Below are 17,344 nucleotides of genomic sequence, written 5' to 3' on the forward strand. Positions count from 1 at the left end.
TATATGCTAAAATGTTTATATCCTTTTTTCATAAATTAACTCCTTTAATGTTTGTTGTCGTAACTACATTATATCGGTTTTTATGAAAAAAGGTCTTTTTTTATTTCAAGTGGTCGACTTGAAATGATTATACACCAATAATAATCGTATACTTTATATAATATCATTTGTTCATAAAACATCTACACTAATAAGGTTCTCTCAAAATTTAACAAACCCTGCCAAAGTCTAATAAATAAATTAGTAAATGCAGACTATTTGCAGTATAATCATCTTAAAAACTACATATACAATAGGGAGTGAGTCATGCTAAAAGAGATCAATTATACCTTTAACAACTATATGAAAGCATTTAAGTTCATAGGTCAAAACAAACTGAAGAAATTTTATCTTATTCCGGGGATCATCAATATAATCCTCGCAACCTTATTTTATTTTTTGAGTAAATTTGTTGGCGGAACTCTGGTTGAGTTTGCAAACAATCTTTTAGGGGGAAATCTAAATTCATTTATTCAGTTTATTTTAAAATTTATTATCTATCTGACAATTTTTGCCGTCTATTATTTGATCTATAAAACATTGATTTTAATTATTCTTTCTCCATTTTTAAGTTATATCTCCGAGAGGACAGAATCAATTATTACAGGAAACGAATTCAATTTTAGTTTCAAGCAAAATTTATATTTCATTAAAAGAGGGATAGTTGTCACACTGAAGTCATTTTTAAGGGAATTCATCATGACTTGCCTCATCCTACTTCTATTTTTTATTCCCCTTGTAAATGCGGTGATTCCAATATTACTATTTATGGTGCAGTCATATTATATTGGGTTTTCATTTATTGACTATACCCTAGAACGTCACGATTTTCAGACTGGAACCGATATCATCCGTAAAAATACAATATTTTTTCTGATCAACGGAGGGTTGTTTACAATATTACTCTTTATTCCTCTCATAGGTATATTCATAGCACCACTGGTAACAGCAGTAGCTACCACTACTGGAACATTAGAATTAATAGAACAAAGTAAACAAGAAAAAGATACGGAATAGGAGTATAGGTCTATGATATCAATAATAATTCCTGTTTTAAACGAGGAAAATAATATAGCAAACTTACTCAGAGATTTAAGTGATCTTCCGGGAAAGAAGGAGATCCTAGTTGTAGATGGGGGAAGTACGGATAATACAGTGGAACTAGCTGAAAAATACGCTGAAGTTATACAGGATAGCAGAGGAAGGGCAAATCAAATGAATGAAGGTACCAGACATGCCAAGGGAAATATTCTTTGGTTTGTTCACTCAGATAGTATTGTGGCAAAAAACTCTTTAGAAATAATAGAAAAAACTGTGAAAAAAGGAAGTATAGCAGGTGGTTTTTCCCTCTATTTCCATGATTCCAATAAAGGTTTTTTAAGATATATAGCATTCACATCAAATCTAAGAGCCAGTTTTATAAAATTATTTTTTGGGGACCAGGGAATATTTGTAAAAAAAGACATATTCGATGCTATCGGTGGATATCCCCAGATACTAATAATGGAAGATTTTCAATTTTCATTGAATTTGAAAAAAAAAGGAAGAGTTACAAGGGTTAAGGAGAAAATAGGAACCTCCTCCAGAAGATTTACAGAAGGAGGAGCATTCAAAACATTTTTTTTGATGCAGAAGATGAAAATACTCTATATGGTTGGCGTTTCACCAGAAAAACTAAATAAGATGTATAGGGAGATACGCTAATGGATGCAGTTGTTATAATGAGTAGGATACCTGTGCCTGGAAAAACTAAAACTAGATTAGAAGGATTTTTAACTTCAAAAGAGTGTGCTGATCTCCATAGAGCATTTTTAAAGGACATTTTAACAATGCGTACAGATAAAAACAAATTCTTAAGTTACGGAGATGAAGGTCCCCTTGAACTTGTAGAGAATATCCTCCCATACGATGTGGAAACTTTTCCTCAGAGGGGAGAAAATCTGGGGGAGAAAATGAAAAACGTCTTCATTCATCTATTCAGTCTGGGCTATGAAAATATTGTATTGTTTGGAGCTGATATTCCAGAGATAACAGAAACAGACATCGAAAACGCTTTAAAAAAATTAAAGAAGAGCGACCTTGTATTTGGACCTACCCTGGATGGTGGCTACTATTTAGTCGGAATGAAAAAAATTCACGAAATAGTCTTCAGTGATGAGATAAAATGGGGGAGTGCATCTGTATTTGAAAAAACAATTAATCTGATTAAGAAAAAAGGAATAGATGTAGATCTTATAGATATCCAAGAGGATATCGATACAAAGGATGATTTAATAAATCTATATAAGAGAATTAAAAATACTTCTGTCTGTAAAAATACCGAAAAATTTGTAGAAGGGTTAGGTGAAAGAATAGATGGCAAAACTAATCGATGATTTATACAGCTATATAAGAGCGGGACATTTAAAAGAATTAAATTTAGAGAAAGAATTTAAGCTGCGTTTTTTAGCTCAGGGAGAATATAATAAGAATTTTATTCTAGAAGACAATAAAAATAAATATGTATTCCGAGTTAACTCAGGCAGCCAAATAGGTCTAGCCAATCAAATAGAATACGAATATAGGGCCCTGAAAAGATTAGAGGTATCAGGGTGCACACCTAAAGTTCATTTTGTAGACGGTAGTAAGAGTTATATTAACAATGGGATTTTAGTAATGGATTATTTGGAAGGGAGACCCTTGGATTACCGCAAAGATCTAAAAAGTGCTGCAAAAATATTTTCTAATATACATTCCCTTGACATAAAAAGAGAAGATTTTGATTCTTTTATCACTGAAAATTATATATTCAGCGATAGAATTAAGGAAGGAAACAACCTTTTAAAAAACGTTTGGGACAGTAATCTCATAGATATAGAGACAAAACAAATCTTAGAAAAGCTTATAAACTACTGTGAAAAAAATGCTCATCTAGAGAGATACTTCATTGAAAACCCTTGGAAAGCAATAAATAACACTGAAGTTAACTCCCATAATTTTATTATAGGGGAAAAAAATTATCTCATAGACTGGGAAAAACCGGTATTATCCGATCCATGTCAGGATATAACTCAATTTTTAGCTCCCACTACAACTCTTTGGAAGGCTAATACCCTTCTTAGTTCCGAAGAAATCGAAAATTTCTATAGAGTTTATGAGAGTGGAGTAGGAGATAGACATATAAGGGAAAGGGTAAGATTATACAGGCCATATCTTTATTTGAGAGCTCTAAGTTGGTGCGCGTATGCCTATTTAGAATATCAAAATCCGGGAAAATCTATAAAAAATATGGATACTTACGCTAAGATAAAGGAATACCTGGATCCAAGATTTATGAATAACTTACTGAAAGAATTTATAGGTTAGAATCTGACTCTAACTACAAATTCATAGCCACGGATTAAACCTGATAATAGCTAAGATTTTTACTGATTAAAACATCTTTTTCTCGGTTAAAATCTGCTTTTGTCTGTGTAATCTACAGGAATATTGAGATAGTAATTTCAAACAATCTCTAATATTTGACTAAGTTCAACTACAGAGTTATATTCATAACTCTAAGTTTCAGTTATGCGACAAAACTTTTATTTCTCTTCGTGTTCTCCGTGTTCAAGGGTTTGTGACCCTTTTTTTCATTCTAAATTGTACATTATGCATTGTTAATTATTCTCTTTTGCTTTTTCCCTCTCACGCTCCTCCTAAGGCCCCCCTAAAAACTTCCCCTTGTGATTACACCCTTATAATCGAAATATGCCAAATAACGAAGCCTTGAAACCGTTGGTACTATTGGGATAGAGATGTGCTAAATGGCTAAGGCCACTCATTACCCTAAAGGGGTTTAAAGATACCCTTAAAGGTAGTAAAAGTAACCTTATTTCTTCTAAAAATTACAATGATTTACGATCTATCAACACAGAGATCACTGAGAGAAGCTTTTTTTCTCGGTTAAAATCTGCCCCTATCTGTGTAATCTACAATAATATTGAGATTGTAATTTCAAACAATCTCTAATATCTGACTAAGTTCAACTACAGAGTTATATTTATAACTCTAAGTTTCAGTTATGCGACTAAAGCTTTTATTTCATGGATTAAAAAAAGATGACTCCTTTAGAATACAGAAATCATCTTTTTATTTAAAATTTATTTAGTTTTTGGAAGGAAAACTTCTTCCATCATACATCTAACACTTCCTCCTCCATATTTTTGAATAGTATCAACATCCACACTTAATATCTTTGAAGTTTTTTCTATGGTTTTGTTCTGATCTTCAGATAAGATTGCCTTAGCTGTAGTAGATAAAAGAAGAAATTTATCCCCTGCAGAGTTTTTTACTTGAAGAGCATTCCCAACAAAATTATTTACCTGTTCCTCTGTAATATCTATAATTACTTTCCCATCAGATTCTAATTCTGAAATAACTTTATTCTTTTCTTCTAAATCATCGATAGAGCTAGTACAAAGGATGGCAAATGATTCTCCTATAGCCATTAAAACATTGGTATGATAGATAGCTAATCTTTTGTTTTCTGACCATTGATAAGCTCTGAACGGGACAGCTGTATAACCTAAATCACTGGAAAATTTATTTAAAAGAGTAAGGTCGGCTCTAGGTGAAAGGGCACAATAAACTTTTTTTGCTGTTCTATCTAAGATCATACTTCCTGTTCCCTCAAGAAATCCACCTTTTTCCTCAGACTTTGAATAATCTAAGATATCATTGATTTCAAAATTTTTATCACGGAGGGTATCCAAGATATCCATCCTCCTTTCAAGTCTCCTATTTTTTGCAAACATTGGATATAAAGCTATCCTGCCGTCGCCATGAAAAGATATCCAGTTATTTGGAAAGATAGAGTCGGGTGTAGCAGGATCTAAAGTATTTTCTACAACCACAACATCAACACCGACGTTTTTTAGAATATTTACGCAATTATTAAATTTTGCCAAAGCCTTTTCCTGAATAGAGTCATTATTTACTCCCTCAGGAGCAGTCTGGTAGTAGTTATTGACGCAGTTTCAGCATTATAATTGAAAGCTACCGGCTTAATCATTAAGATAGTATCAGTGATTTGAGAAGTGTTACTGTTATTATTCATTTTAATATCCCCTTTTGTAAAATTTTTTTTAGATAATACTCTTATTATAAATAATTTAATATACTCTCTTAGTATATTAAAAATATTCATAATAAAAATCTTCTTGTTATAAGTATAATGGAAGGATTCACAGAACTTCACAGAACTTCAAAAATAATTAGTTATAAATAGTATAACAGCTTTTTTAAAATTTTAATTTACCAATAATTGATGGTATAATCTATTGATTAAATCTATAAAAACAAATGTAAAAAAAGGAGCATTAATCTATGAGCAGGTCAAAAATTTATCAGTTATTTACGATATCCTTTATTATAGCAGCTTTAGCAACATTTCACCTTGCGATCTTTAAAGTGGGCTTTATAGTAACAATATCCATTGTTTTTCTTCCATTTTTTATCTATCTCAAAAAAAATTTAGGAGCACTTAGCATATGTAGTGTAACAGCTTTTATTTCACCTCTAGTCCGATGTGTGACTCTCTTACCACAGTATGATTACAATGTGGCTCTCAGTATGATCCTTCCAGAGATACCTTTTTACCTTACCTATGGTTTGATTTTCCATTATCTATATGAACGTAGAAAAAATAAAACCTTGATAAAATTTATTATAATTACAATATTTTGTGACTATGGATCAAATATTGTAGAAATGTTATTTAGAGGAGGCTTTGGTGGTATCAGTATTACCGTCCTAAAGGGTCTTTTAATCGTTGCACTTTTAAGAAGTGCAATATTATTCCTCCTTATTATTTCTATGAAACATTATCAATCATTTTTGATAAATCAAGAACATGAGACGCGATACCGTTATTTACTAAATCTCACTTCAACATTTAAAAGTGAAATTTATTTTATGAAAAAAAATATGGCACATATTGAAAAAATTATGGGGAAATCATTTGAAGCTTATAAAATGGGTGGAGTAGAAAATATTTCGTCTGAGCTTCGAGAAACTCTTTTAAATCTCACTAAAGAAGTTCATGAGATAAAAAAAAGTTATATTAGTGTAATACAGGGAATTAAAAAAACATTTCCAGAGCTTATGGAACTTTCGGATTTAGACTTAAAACATTAACCAATTTTCTTAATTTAAATATACAAGAGCAGCTAGCAGAAAATAAAAACCTAGTGTTTAAATGTATTCTCTCTGGAAATGCCCGTGTAAAAAATCACTATTATTTCATGTCTATTATTTCAAATTTGGTTCAGAATGCAATTGAAGCTTCAGAACATTCACTTAATCCCACAGTTATTTTAAATATTTCTGCAAAGGAAGATTTTATAACAATTACAGTAAAAGATACTGGAACAGGAGTTGCACCAGAACACTTGAAACACATTTTTAGTCCTGGATTTTCAACTAAATTTGACCCTATAACAGGAGATATTAATAGAGGTGTAGGGCTAACTCTTGTTAAAGACCTAATTGATGAAAAATTTAAAGGGACTATATCAATAGATAGCGAATACAAAATAGGAACAACATTTTCTATTAAACTACCTAGAATATTTTTAGAGGAGGAAATTTTATGAAAATCTTTATTGTTGATGACGACCCTAGTATTATCAGAATTTTAAAAGACATTATTATGAATAATAAGCTAGGGAAAATAGTTGGATCCTTTCTTGATGGTGCTATGGCTCTGGAGAAAATAAGATTATACTGTCCGGATATTGTATTGGTGGATTATTTAATGCCAGGTATGGACGGTGCCACTTTAGTCAAAAACATTTTAAAAGATAACCCTAATATATCTCGTATCATGGTCTCACAGGTTTCAAACTCTCAGATGGTGACACAAACATATATGGCAGGAATAGAATTTTTCATTCATAAACCAATTAATATAATAGAGGTAATCAATATAATAAAATCAGTGACTGAAAAAATCAATTTAAAAAAACAGATCTCTATGGTTCAAGACATCTTTCAAACTTCATATAAAGAAAAAAACTCTCCTATTTTTAATTATACAGAACAGATTCAACTTACTCTAAGTAATTTAGGAATCTTGGGAGAAAAAGGAGAATATGATATCTTAGACGTCTGTAGTGAATGTATAAAAATTAATAACAGTGAACCTTGGGAAGTCCTTTCAAAATTTTTAAACTCTAAAAGTAAGGTTTTAAAGCAACGAATTCGAAGAGCATTAACTGTAGGTTTAAAAACCATTTCTCATGTTGGAATTGAAGATAATTTAAATGAAGTTTTTATAAAATATTCCAATACTCTTTTTGATTTCCAGGAAGTCCATCTAGAAATGGAAAAACTAAGAGGACACTCTCCTACAGGAGGAAAAATAAGTTCAACTAAGTTTTTTGAAAATCTTCTTGTCCAGTGTCGAAAAAATTAATTTTATTTTTGTTTGAAGCTCTATGAAGCTCAGTGAATCCCCTCGCTATACTATAGTAAGGGGATTTTTATTATGGATTTTTTTTAGCAATTATCCATATAAAAGTTTTTTCTAAACCTAAATTTTAAAGGGGGAATTTAATGTTAGAGGGAAAAATTGAGAATTTAAAAGTCGACTCAACAAATGTACTTAGTGTTTTAGGAACAAATAGGGATTTAACGTTATCGAAAAAAATTGAGAAGTTAACCATCGAATTGACAAATATACTAAGTGTTGTAGGAACAAGCGGGGAGATAGATGCCAGTAACAAGATATATGAAGTCTTTGCTGATATGCCATATTATAAGAAAAATCCGAATCTTTTAAGCCATTTAGATTTTAAAAATGATACCTTAGGTCGAAAAAATGTAGTTGCTATAGTTAAGGGAGAAAAAACTCCCAGTGATAAAACTGTAGTTTTAATCGGACATTCAGATACTGTTGGAATTAGTGACTATAGTGGTTTTGAAGAGTATGCCACAAAACCATATGAACTTGCAAAAAAGCTTAAGGAGTTAAAGCTTCCAGCGGATGTAAGAGAGAATCTCGATTCAGGAAACTGGCTTTTTGGTAGAGGAATATTTGACATGAAGTGTGGAGTTGCCACTATTATGACAATAATGGAAGATATTACAGAGAATATTTCTGAATTTGAAGGAAACCTTGTCTTTGCAGCAGTTGGAGATGAGGAAGAAAGTTTAGGAGGAATGTTGGCATTTGTTCCAGAACTTGTAAAACTTCAGGAAGAACATGGGTTTGAATATCAGGCAGTAGTGGATACTGACTACATGTCTCCTCGTTATGAAAATGATGAGCAAAAAAATATATATGTAGGAACGGTAGGAAAATTAATGCCTTCTTTCTATGTGGTAGGAAAAGAAACACATGTTGGCCAGCCGTATAAGGGACTTGATCCAAACTTAATTACGAGTGCTATCATAACTGAGATAGATAAAAATATAGAGTATTCAGATATCGTGGACAAAGAGGTATCCCTGCCGCCAATCACTCTCAGAAACAGAGATTTAAAAGAGGAGTATTCTGTACAGATTGCAAAAACCGCCAATCTTTATTTTAACTACGCTACCCATGTAAGTACACCTGATATGGTACTTGAGAAGATGAAGGGAGCTGCGGAGGGGCATTTGAAGAGGTAGTAGAACTTCTTAATGAAAGATATGTGAAGTCTTGTGCAGCCAGCAACTTCCCTCATACGAAACTTCCATGGGTTCCAAGAGTATTAACTTATGAAGAATTATATAAGTTGGTTCATGCAGAGATGGGAGAGAAACTGGAAGTAGCCGTGGAAGAATATAAGAATGAGCTTCTAGGGAAAGAAGAGATAGATGAGAGAGATTTTGGTTTGAAGGTTGTTGAAAAAGTACATGCTCTCTGGTCGGATAAGGATCCAGTAGTAATCTTATATTATTCACCGCCATACTATCCACATATCTATATTAATGGATCAAATCACAAGGAAAGATTACTTTTAGAATCTGTTTCTAAAGCAATAGATAGCCATGATCACGGATACAATGTTATAAATAAAAAATTCTATCCTTACATCTCAGATCTAAGTTTTGTTTCGGCACCTCAAGACGAAGAAGTTTTAAACACATTGACTCTTAATATGCCTGCCTTTGGAAGTAAGTATGATCTTCCTATTAAAGGATATGCAAAAACTAAATTTACCAGTTGTAAACATAGGTCCATTTGGTAAGGATGCCCACCAGTACACTGAAAGATTAGAAAAAAAATATTCCTTTGATGTGGCACCAAAGTTTGTTTATGAAACTGTTAACAATATCCTCAAAGGATAAAATTTAGTTTTCAGAGTGTAATATCGTTATTTATTAGGAGGTTGATGTAATTTATGGATAGTTTTTTAGCAATTATAAGTAGTCTAACCGGTTGGATTTGGGGACTTCCCATGTTGATTTTATTGAGTTTTGGAGGAATATTTCTATCGATTCGATTGGGATTTTTTCAGATCAGATATGCACCATATATTATGAAGCAAACATTTGGAAAGATGCTAAGTAAACCAGAAGACGGAGAGGGTACGGTATCTCCCTTTCAGGCAGTTACAGCAGCACTTGCTTCCACAGTGGGAGCTTCAAATATTATAGGAGTTCCTGCTGCTATAATATTTGGAGGTCCTGGTGCTATATTTTGGATGTGGATTATGGCGATCCTTGGAATGGCTGCAAAGTTTTCCGAAGTAGTTTTAGGATACAAATACAGAGAGAAAAATTCCGAAGGAGAGTATGTAGGGGGACCTATGTCCTATATGACAAAAGGTCTGAATATGAAGTGGCTAGGAACTTTATTCTCATTCTTCCTTATGCTTGAAATCATACCAAGTGTGATGGTACAGTCTAACTCTATCACAGCTTCAGCCAAAGAATCTTTCAACATTTCACCTGCAATAACAGGAGGACTACTTCTTATTCTAGTTTCAGTTGTTGTTATTGGAGGAATTAAGAGAATAGGAAAAGTAACAGAAAAGCTGGTACCTCTTATGGCAGGGGTTTATATCCTGGCATCTGTAATTATTCTATTAATGAATATAGATAAGATCCCTGGAGTATTATTTCTAATATTTACCTATGCATTTACACCTATGGCAGCAGTTGGTGGATTTGCCGGTTCAGCTATAGCCGCTACAGTACGTTGGGGAGTAGCTAGAGGAGTATATTCTAATGAAGCTGGTATGGGTACAGCACCAATAGCCCATGTAGCAGCAGTAAATGATCATCCTGTAAGACAGGGACTATGGACAATATTTGAAATAATTATCGATACTCTAGTAATCTGTAGTGCTACGGCCTTTGTAATTCTTTCATCTGGTCTATGGAATGCTCCTGGTGCCCTTGACAATCCGTCGGGACTTCCAGCTGCAGCCTTTACCCATTACTTTGGAGCTTTTGGAGGATACATGGTTACAATATCACTGTTATTCTTTGTACTTTCAACAATAATAGTTATTATATTCTACGGAGAGAAGCAGGCAGAATTTCTTTTTGGTCTTAAATTCTCAAAGATTATGAGATATGTATACCTTGGATCTATCATTATAGGAGCTATAGGAGGAGCAAGATTGCTTTGGCAATTCTTAGATCTTTTATTGGCATTAATCATCATACCTAATATGTATACGATAACTCGTCTTAGTGGTGAAGTTGTTACTCTTACTAAAGAATTCTTTACCACACCTGGCAAATACTATTTAAAGGATATAGAGAAGAAGCAAAAAATTGAAAACGAAGGTAAAGATGAAAGAATATAATATACGTAAAACAATTTAGCCTTACCAAAATTTTAATTTCAAAAAATTTATAAAGTTCTTAGAATATTTATTCTAAGAACTTTTTTTGTAGCAGATGACACAGATCTCTATGGTTCTAAAATAACATCTACTTTTTTCTGCTTTTATTATTAAATTTAAAAGGTTGACAAAATTATAAATTTAAACTATTATTAATCATAAGTGGACCAAAACGTCATAAAACGTCATAAAATGTTAAAAATTTTATATCTATTATAAAAAAGTAAGATATCTTAGAATATACGAAGTTATTAAGTTATTCGAGTCAGATTTACTTCTTCAAGGGAGTAGTCTGATTTTTTTTTTGAAAAATAAGGGGGATAAATTGAAGAAAAAAAATGTATACGTATCAGGGTATGGAAAGGCACATGAAAAATCAGCTATAACAAAAATATATGGAATATTTGCTTTAGGAATGATAATAGACCCTAACACAGAGGAAATTTTAGAAGTAGAGGGATCTTTAGTTTTGGAGATAACTAAAAATTTTTTAAAGTGTCTGTTTGTAGGAGAGAAAATCACAAATGAAAAAAAAATCATTGAAAAAATTAACGATTTATATTTTGGAGCCTCAAAAAAAGCATTTATTATAGCTTATAAGGATGCACTGAGAAGGTATAAGGAAAAAATTAAATATAATATTTAAAATAGTTTTGTCTATATATTTTCTAAATATGGAACAACAATTTTTATAAAGCTATTATCATACAATGGAGGTAAAAATGTATAAGATTGGTATGTTTGATTCAGGGGTAGGGGGCTTAACTGTCCTCAAAGAGATTCAAAGAATAGTTCCTTCAAGTCATATAATTTACTATGGAGACAATGGAAATGCTCCCTATGGAGATAAAACAGAAATAGAAATTAGAGAACTTTGTTTAAACATAGGAAAATTTCTTTATGAAAATGAAGTTGATATCATAGTGATAGCCTGTAATACAGCCACTGCAGCATCGATAAAAATGATGAAAAACAAATTTCCCATCCCTGTCATAGGTGTAATAGAACCTGGAATAAGAGCAGCACTAAAAGTTACACAAAATAAGAATATAGGTGTAATACTAACTCCTGCAAGCGCTAAAATGGGAGCATATAAAAATGTATTTGATGTAATAGCTACTAAAGCTCACACTTTAACTGAAAAAGGATGCAAACTTATCTGCCCAATGATAGAAAATGGATGGGAGGAACATTATGGGAATTATTTAACCGATGAAATAATCAAACTGTACGTAGAACAAATTTCTGATGAAATAGATACCCTTATTTTAGGTTGTACCCACTATCCCATTGTAGAGAATAATATAGCTAAATATTTCAAAAAAAATATAGTCAATCCTGCTAATGAAACTGCAAAAGAACTGTTGAAAGAACTTTCGATGATTAAGCCAAAAAATTTAACTAATACCGATCCAAAGGTTGAATTTATAGTTAGTGGAAATAGTAAAAATTTCACTGTCTTTGCTGAGCATTTTTTAGGGAAAAAAATAGACAGTATATATGAATTAGATTTACAGGTAACAGGTCGAAAAGTATAGTGGGAGCAATTAAGACAAGTAAAAAAAAATTTAAGAGTAATATTCATATATGATACTATTCACCACCCACCCCCAAGATGGGGTAGGTGGGTTTGAATTAGGTAGCCTATTTCTTCGAATTTCACTAAATACCTCCTCATTTCCCTCCTGCGCTCTCCTAAAAACTTCCCCTTGTGATTGTACCCCTAGCATTGAAATGCATTAAATATGAAGGGCTCAAAACCATCGGTACTGTTGGGATAGAGGTGTGATAAATGGCTAAGGCCACTCATTACCCTAAAGGGGGTTGAAAATACCCTTATTTTACCTAAAAATTACAGTGATTTAAAAAAAACATTCAGCACTAAGCAACCACTAGGGTTATCACCAAAGAACTATTAGTTTATTTCATAAACATAGAACTTTGAGAAACTGAGATAAAGAGATGCACTAAGAAAATATTTTTTTGAGCCTGACTAAGGTCTGACTATCACAATATTCTATGTTTATAATAGTAAACTAATAGTATATTGGTGATGCCCACATCGGGTAGAATCTGACTTTTCTTTGCCACCAATCTAGAGCTATTAAACCCAAAAACCTCTTCATCACAAATAAAAAAGGACAAATAGATTTAGTTTAATCTCTTTGTCCTTTTAGGATATTAAATATAAAAATTCCACAATTAAGTAAAAACTAACATTAAAATACATTTTAACTAATATTGTAAGGGTCGTGGTTCCTCAGTGAAAACCATTCTTTCCCCCTACTAAATAATAACAATATTTATTAGAGGCTTTAAGTACCGTAGTAAGTGCCGTTTTTAACCTCTAAGTTACATATATAAATACACTATCGATTTCTTTAGTATTATATCATAAATTTATTTGATTTACTTATATAGATCTTGGGTGATATATATTTAGTGACTCTCCACTATGTATCCTACTGGAGTTGAGGTCAATCTTTTTTTTCATTGATTATTTTATTTATAATTGACTTTTTGAAAATAAAAAGCTATAATGAATCTTAATTAAATTTAATAGAGGTATAAAAAATGAGAATAACAGAAGAATGCTGTTAAAAAAAATGATAAAAATATTTAATTTCTAAAAGGATGAAAACTACTTAGAATGTTCCAAAAAGAATATTAGGGAACTTTTATTTATGAAATCAGTGAATCTGTTCCCCATCTTTATAATTCTCTTTAACTTGAATTTTTCCATTTTCGTAATAGACAATAGTTTCTCCTGTGTATGGAATTCCTTGATCTATTTCATAATAAACCCCATTTTTGTTTTGTAATTGATACCCATTAATTGATTTACCATAACTCATTAAGCTAAAACTAATCAATAAGATTAATAATATTTTTTTCATTATTTTCCTCCTTTTTCATTTTATTTTAAGTTTCACTCGAAATTTTAAAGAAGTCATTTTTTTAAGAGAAGAAAAATAAAAAAAACTCTCGAAAGAGCCTTGATTTTATTAGATCTATTTACGAAAGTTCTAAAATGAATATTATGGAACTTTCAATTTTAAGTGTTTCTCTTTTAATTAAAATATTTTATTAATTATTGAAGGATTTTCCTTATATATATATATACTTGTGTAAGGAAATTTATTTAATTATTTTTTAAGGAGGATTATTTATGAAAAAAATAATTTTGTGTTTAACATTAATCTTAACTACCACTCTGTTTAACGAAGTGGTAGTTGTCAGATTTTTTATTTTATAGAAAAATAATAGGAGGATGTTTATGGAAAATTATGTTTTTAAAAGTTTTGATTTGTTACACTCCATTCCTGAAAGCGGATTTTGTGAAGATGAAACTTCAGAATTTATTGGAAATGAATTGGAAAAAATTGGGATGAAAGTAGAAAGAGGAGTGGGAGGCACAGGGATTATAGCCTCTTATAGTAGTGGGGTAGAGGGACCAGCTGTGGCTCTAAGAGCAGATATGGATGCTCTTGAGTTTACAATAGAGGGAGAGATTGTCAGAAGGCACGCTTGTGGTCATGATGCGAATTCATCTATGGTGCTGGCTGCCTGTAAAGAGATAATGGAAAATGGTATAAAAAAAGGTACATTTTATGGTGTTTTCCAGCCTGCAGAGGAGCTAGGGAGTGGAGCTCTTGCTATGATTGAGACGGGAAAATTGAGTGGGGTGGATGAGATGTTTGGAATACACCTCAGACCATTTAACGAAAAACCCCTGGGAAGGGCAACCTGTGGACTGATCCATAATTCATCCTACAATATCGAGGTGAAAGTAAAGGGAAGAGTGAGCCATGCAGCAAGGCCGCATATGGGAGTAAATGCAGCTGAGGCAGCAGTAATAGCAATAAATAGTGTCAATGCTATAAAGATGGACCCTGGCAAAAGTTTTTCTGTGAAAGTTACAAAGATAGAGACAGGAGGGAATGCTCTTAATACAATACCAGATCGTGTAGAGATGGCATTTGATCTGAGAGCTGAGGACAATGATCTCATGGAAGAACTCCTTGAAAAATGTAAAAGTGCTATAAGTTTTGGTGTGGAATCTGTGGGAGCCAAGGTAGAGGGAATGGAAGTTTCAGGTATTCCTGCAGCAGAGTACAGTGATGAACTTATAGAAGTAGCAAGAAGATCAATAACGGAGGTTTTAGGAGAATGTGATGACCCACAGATGACCTCAGGAGGGGAGGATTTCCATTTTTACAATAAAGTTTTAGGGATAAAAACAGCTTATGTAGGACTTGGAGCAGATTTAAAACCAGGACTACACGATCCTGATATGACCTTTGATAAAAAAGCATTAATAGATGGAAAAGAAATTTTAAAAAAGATAGTTATTAGTCGTTTAGGATAAAAAAAGGAGGAGAGATGGATAAAATAAAGAGAAGTGCGATACCACATACATACACATTGATAATGATATTTATTTTAATTTCTACAGCGTTAACATACCTTATTCCTGCAGGAATATATGACTTAGTACCAGGAGGAAGGATGATTGACCCCACTTCATTTCATATGGTGGAAAAGTCTCCGGTAGGTATTGTAGAATTTTTATTATCGGTTCCTACAGGTCTCAAAAAAAGTGCTGAAGTAATATTTCAGGTTTTCATGGTAGGTGGCTTCTTTCAGGTGATAAATGATACGAAATCCCTTGATTTAGCCATAGGAACAACAATAGACAAGTTGGAGAAAAAAGCTCTAATGGTAATTCCAGTAGTTATGGTAATAATGTACATATTGGGTCTTTTAGGGGTAGTGGTGAACTCATCCATAGCTTTTATACCCATAGGAGTTGCTGTGGCTAAGAAGTTGAAATTAGACCCTGTGGTGGGAGCAGCGATGATGTACCTGGGAGCATATGCAGGTTTTGCCACAACACCAATGGGTCCCTTTAATACTCTTATAGCTCAGTCGATAGCAGGTTTAGAACCAATGTCAGGTTTTGGGCTCAGAATGGTGGTTAGTATAGCGATACTGATATCCACGATAATCTATGTCTATAGGTATGCTAAGCGTGTGGAAACAGATAATAAAAAAAGTGTTTTGGATAATATAGATTGGGAGGTAGATAGTACCAAAGAAGAAAAAGGTGAGTTTAAGGTAAAGCATATGATTGTTTTCATCATCATGACAATAGGATTTGCTATCTATGTCTATGGTTCATATGAATATAAATGGGGAATGAGTCATCTGAGTGGGGTAATGATGGTTATGGCAATTTTGAGTGGACTGGTATCTGGAAGCCACCCAGATGATATGTCAAAATCATTCATAAAAGGAGCTCAGAGTATGGTTTATGGTGCCCTAATTATCGGATTTGCTAGAGCAATAACAATAGTGTTAACAGATGGTAATGTAATTCATACAATAATTCACTATATAACAATTCCATTAATGTACCTACCTTCAACTATATCTGCTGTGGGAATGTTTTTTGCTAATCTGCTTTTCAACTTTATTGTACCATCAGGTTCAGGCCAGGCCATGATAGTAATGCCATTAATGACACCTATGGCTGAGGTGGTAAATGTAAGCAAACAGATAGCTGTTTCTGCATACCAATATGGGGATGGTTTTTCAAATATAATAATCCCAACTTCAGGAGTTTTAATGGCTGTATTGGGAGTAGCTAAGATACCGTATGAAAAATGGCTTAAATTTGTAACTCCAATATTTCTTATTTGGGTAATCATAGGGTCGATCTCTATTGTGGTAGGGGTAGCTATCAACTGGACATAAAATAAAAAGTGACATCAGGCAGATATTTGTCTGGTGTCACTTTTTAAGTTTTTCTTCTTTAGGCCACTCTCCGTTTTTTTTCCCGAAAACCCCACATTGGAAAATTGTCCCATAATTTCAATTCAGATATATACTAATTTTAATGGACGATCTCAGTTTAGCTGATGTTATCCATTTTCTCATAAACTATAATTTTTGAATTTTAAAATTTAAAGGTAGTTTTGAAACCAATTTATAAAGAGAATAGTCTCATAAGTATCAGCAAAACTATTACTAAAACTATTATCAAAATCTATGTGTCAAAAATATGGGTTGCGGAGGTTATTTTATGAAGTTTGGATATGCAAGAGTTTCAACTACAGATCAAAATTTAGAAATACAGACTAATGTATTAGAAAAATATGGAGTTCATAAAACATTTGCAGATAAATCAACAGGAAAAAATATATCAAACCGTGAGAACAGAATAATGGTTTGATGAGAAGCAATACAAAAGAGTTAGTCCTCTAGGAAGTAGCCATGTCAATTTCTTGGGGAAATATGTTTTTTAAGAAGAGAAAAAAGTAAGTAAAGATGGCTTGCGTCCATTGAAAACAAAGTCTTAAAGGGGTCTGTCTCATATTTTGTGTAAACCTCCAAATTAGTGTAAACTACAATTACATTAATTTGGAGGTTTTTTTATGAGAAAAAGAAGAAAAGATTTATCCCCTGATGAATTAGCACGAAAAGAGCTAATTAGAGAATAT

The 17,344-nt window shown here is 32.4% G+C and carries 16 protein-coding genes and 1 pseudogene; 15 read left to right on the forward strand and 2 right to left on the reverse strand.

All coding sequences use genetic code 11. The features are described 5' to 3' along the window. The first annotated feature begins 306 nt into the window (after positions 1-306). From V5784_RS10020 to V5784_RS10035, 4 genes are read left to right on the forward strand one after another with little or no spacing between them, the layout of a single operon-like run. Positions 307-1,056 (forward strand): EI24 domain-containing protein, encoded by a 750-nt coding sequence (locus V5784_RS10020; protein ID WP_336888875.1) that lies wholly within the window; start codon positions 307-309, stop codon positions 1,054-1,056. 12 nt (positions 1,057-1,068) lie between these two features. Next, positions 1,069-1,743 (forward strand): TIGR04283 family arsenosugar biosynthesis glycosyltransferase, encoded by a 675-nt coding sequence (locus V5784_RS10025; RefSeq protein WP_336888876.1) that lies wholly within the window; start codon positions 1,069-1,071, stop codon positions 1,741-1,743. After that, positions 1,743-2,414: a TIGR04282 family arsenosugar biosynthesis glycosyltransferase gene (locus V5784_RS10030; protein WP_336888877.1), complete on the forward strand. Its 672-nt coding sequence runs from the start codon at positions 1,743-1,745 to the stop codon at positions 2,412-2,414. Before V5784_RS10025 ends, V5784_RS10030 begins: the two co-directional genes overlap by 1 nt. Then, on the forward strand, positions 2,395-3,384 hold the full coding sequence (locus V5784_RS10035) for an aminoglycoside phosphotransferase family protein (RefSeq protein WP_336888878.1): 990 nt from the start codon (positions 2,395-2,397) through the stop codon (positions 3,382-3,384). Before V5784_RS10030 ends, V5784_RS10035 begins: the two co-directional genes overlap by 20 nt. 776 nt (positions 3,385-4,160) lie before the next feature. On the opposite strand, the pseudogene V5784_RS10040 reads toward V5784_RS10035, so the two are convergent. Beyond that, positions 4,161-5,116 (reverse strand): annotated as a pseudogene (locus V5784_RS10040) (arginine deiminase-related protein). A 269-nt stretch (positions 5,117-5,385) separates the two neighbouring features. On the opposite strand from V5784_RS10040, the gene V5784_RS10045 reads away from it, so the two are divergent. The 8 genes from V5784_RS10045 to murI all read left to right on the forward strand — a co-directional run bounded on the left by V5784_RS10045 (position 5,386) and on the right by murI (position 12,379). Next, entirely contained in the window at positions 5,386-6,195 is an 810-nt protein-coding gene (locus V5784_RS10045) for a hypothetical protein (RefSeq protein ID WP_336888879.1), read from the forward strand. A gap of 53 nt (positions 6,196-6,248) precedes the next feature. Continuing rightward, positions 6,249-6,653, forward strand: coding sequence for an ATP-binding protein (locus V5784_RS10050; protein WP_336888880.1), 405 nt, complete (start codon positions 6,249-6,251; stop codon positions 6,651-6,653). Further along, positions 6,650-7,474 carry a DNA-binding domain-containing protein gene (locus V5784_RS10055; protein WP_336888881.1) on the forward strand — a complete coding sequence of 275 codons (825 nt, stop codon included), beginning with the start codon at positions 6,650-6,652 and terminating at the stop codon, positions 7,472-7,474. The genes V5784_RS10050 and V5784_RS10055 overlap by 4 nt, the downstream gene beginning before the upstream one ends. 140 nt (positions 7,475-7,614) lie before the next feature. Next, the gene (locus V5784_RS10060; protein ID WP_336888882.1) at positions 7,615-8,670 is read left to right on the forward strand and encodes a M20/M25/M40 family metallo-hydrolase; all 1,056 of its coding nucleotides are present in this window, start codon (positions 7,615-7,617) and stop codon (positions 8,668-8,670) included. Between the two features lie 23 nt (positions 8,671-8,693). Further along, the gene (locus V5784_RS10065; protein WP_336888883.1) at positions 8,694-9,233 is read left to right on the forward strand and encodes a hypothetical protein; all 540 of its coding nucleotides are present in this window, start codon (positions 8,694-8,696) and stop codon (positions 9,231-9,233) included. Positions 9,234-9,386: 153 nt separating this feature from the next. After that, positions 9,387-10,802, forward strand: coding sequence for a sodium:alanine symporter family protein (locus V5784_RS10070; protein ID WP_336888884.1), 1,416 nt, complete (start codon positions 9,387-9,389; stop codon positions 10,800-10,802). Positions 10,803-11,166: 364 nt separating this feature from the next. Then, complete coding sequence (locus V5784_RS10075; RefSeq protein WP_336888885.1) at positions 11,167-11,487, forward strand: DUF3870 domain-containing protein; 321 nt, start codon at positions 11,167-11,169, stop codon at positions 11,485-11,487. Positions 11,488-11,563: 76 nt separating this feature from the next. Next, complete coding sequence (gene murI, locus V5784_RS10080; RefSeq protein WP_336888886.1) at positions 11,564-12,379, forward strand: glutamate racemase; 816 nt, start codon at positions 11,564-11,566, stop codon at positions 12,377-12,379. 1,152 nt (positions 12,380-13,531) lie between these two features. Here the strand turns inward: murI and V5784_RS10085 are convergent. Then, positions 13,532-13,738, reverse strand: a complete 207-nt coding sequence (locus V5784_RS10085; protein WP_336888887.1) for a hypothetical protein — start codon at positions 13,736-13,738, stop codon at positions 13,532-13,534. A 380-nt stretch (positions 13,739-14,118) separates the two neighbouring features. On the opposite strand from V5784_RS10085, the gene V5784_RS10090 reads away from it, so the two are divergent. From V5784_RS10090 to V5784_RS10100, 3 genes are all read left to right on the forward strand, one after another. Next, positions 14,119-15,210 carry an amidohydrolase gene (locus V5784_RS10090; protein WP_336888888.1) on the forward strand — a complete coding sequence of 364 codons (1,092 nt, stop codon included), beginning with the start codon at positions 14,119-14,121 and terminating at the stop codon, positions 15,208-15,210. A gap of 14 nt (positions 15,211-15,224) precedes the next feature. Next, the gene (locus V5784_RS10095) at positions 15,225-16,598 is read left to right on the forward strand and encodes a hypothetical protein (protein WP_336888889.1); all 1,374 of its coding nucleotides are present in this window, start codon (positions 15,225-15,227) and stop codon (positions 16,596-16,598) included. 328 nt (positions 16,599-16,926) lie between these two features. Then, positions 16,927-17,076 (forward strand): recombinase family protein, encoded by a 150-nt coding sequence (locus V5784_RS10100; RefSeq protein WP_336888890.1) that lies wholly within the window; start codon positions 16,927-16,929, stop codon positions 17,074-17,076. The last annotated feature ends 268 nt before the right edge of the window (positions 17,077-17,344 follow it).

The organism is Psychrilyobacter sp., from assembly GCF_037132775.1.
Classification (GTDB): Bacteria; Fusobacteriota; Fusobacteriia; order Fusobacteriales; family Fusobacteriaceae; genus Psychrilyobacter.

What these genes read in the sequence shown, in the direction of transcription:
- V5784_RS10020 (WP_336888875.1), top strand. Translation starts at nt 307, where the DNA reads ATGCTAAAAGAGATCAATTATACCTTTAACAACTATATGAAAGCATTT.
- V5784_RS10025 (WP_336888876.1), top strand. Translation starts at nt 1,069, where the DNA reads ATGATATCAATAATAATTCCTGTTTTAAACGAGGAAAATAATATAGCA.
- V5784_RS10030 (WP_336888877.1), top strand. Translation starts at nt 1,743, where the DNA reads ATGGATGCAGTTGTTATAATGAGTAGGATACCTGTGCCTGGAAAAACT.
- V5784_RS10035 (WP_336888878.1), top strand. Translation starts at nt 2,395, where the DNA reads ATGGCAAAACTAATCGATGATTTATACAGCTATATAAGAGCGGGACAT.
- V5784_RS10045 (WP_336888879.1), top strand. Translation starts at nt 5,386, where the DNA reads ATGAGCAGGTCAAAAATTTATCAGTTATTTACGATATCCTTTATTATA.
- V5784_RS10055 (WP_336888881.1), top strand. Translation starts at nt 6,650, where the DNA reads ATGAAAATCTTTATTGTTGATGACGACCCTAGTATTATCAGAATTTTA.
- V5784_RS10060 (WP_336888882.1), top strand. Translation starts at nt 7,615, where the DNA reads ATGTTAGAGGGAAAAATTGAGAATTTAAAAGTCGACTCAACAAATGTA.
- V5784_RS10070 (WP_336888884.1), top strand. Translation starts at nt 9,387, where the DNA reads ATGGATAGTTTTTTAGCAATTATAAGTAGTCTAACCGGTTGGATTTGG.
- murI (WP_336888886.1), top strand. Translation starts at nt 11,564, where the DNA reads ATGTATAAGATTGGTATGTTTGATTCAGGGGTAGGGGGCTTAACTGTC.
- V5784_RS10085 (WP_336888887.1), bottom strand. Translation starts at nt 13,738, where the DNA reads ATGAAAAAAATATTATTAATCTTATTGATTAGTTTTAGCTTAATGAGT.
- V5784_RS10090 (WP_336888888.1), top strand. Translation starts at nt 14,119, where the DNA reads ATGGAAAATTATGTTTTTAAAAGTTTTGATTTGTTACACTCCATTCCT.
- V5784_RS10095 (WP_336888889.1), top strand. Translation starts at nt 15,225, where the DNA reads ATGGATAAAATAAAGAGAAGTGCGATACCACATACATACACATTGATA.
- V5784_RS10100 (WP_336888890.1), top strand. Translation starts at nt 16,927, where the DNA reads ATGAAGTTTGGATATGCAAGAGTTTCAACTACAGATCAAAATTTAGAA.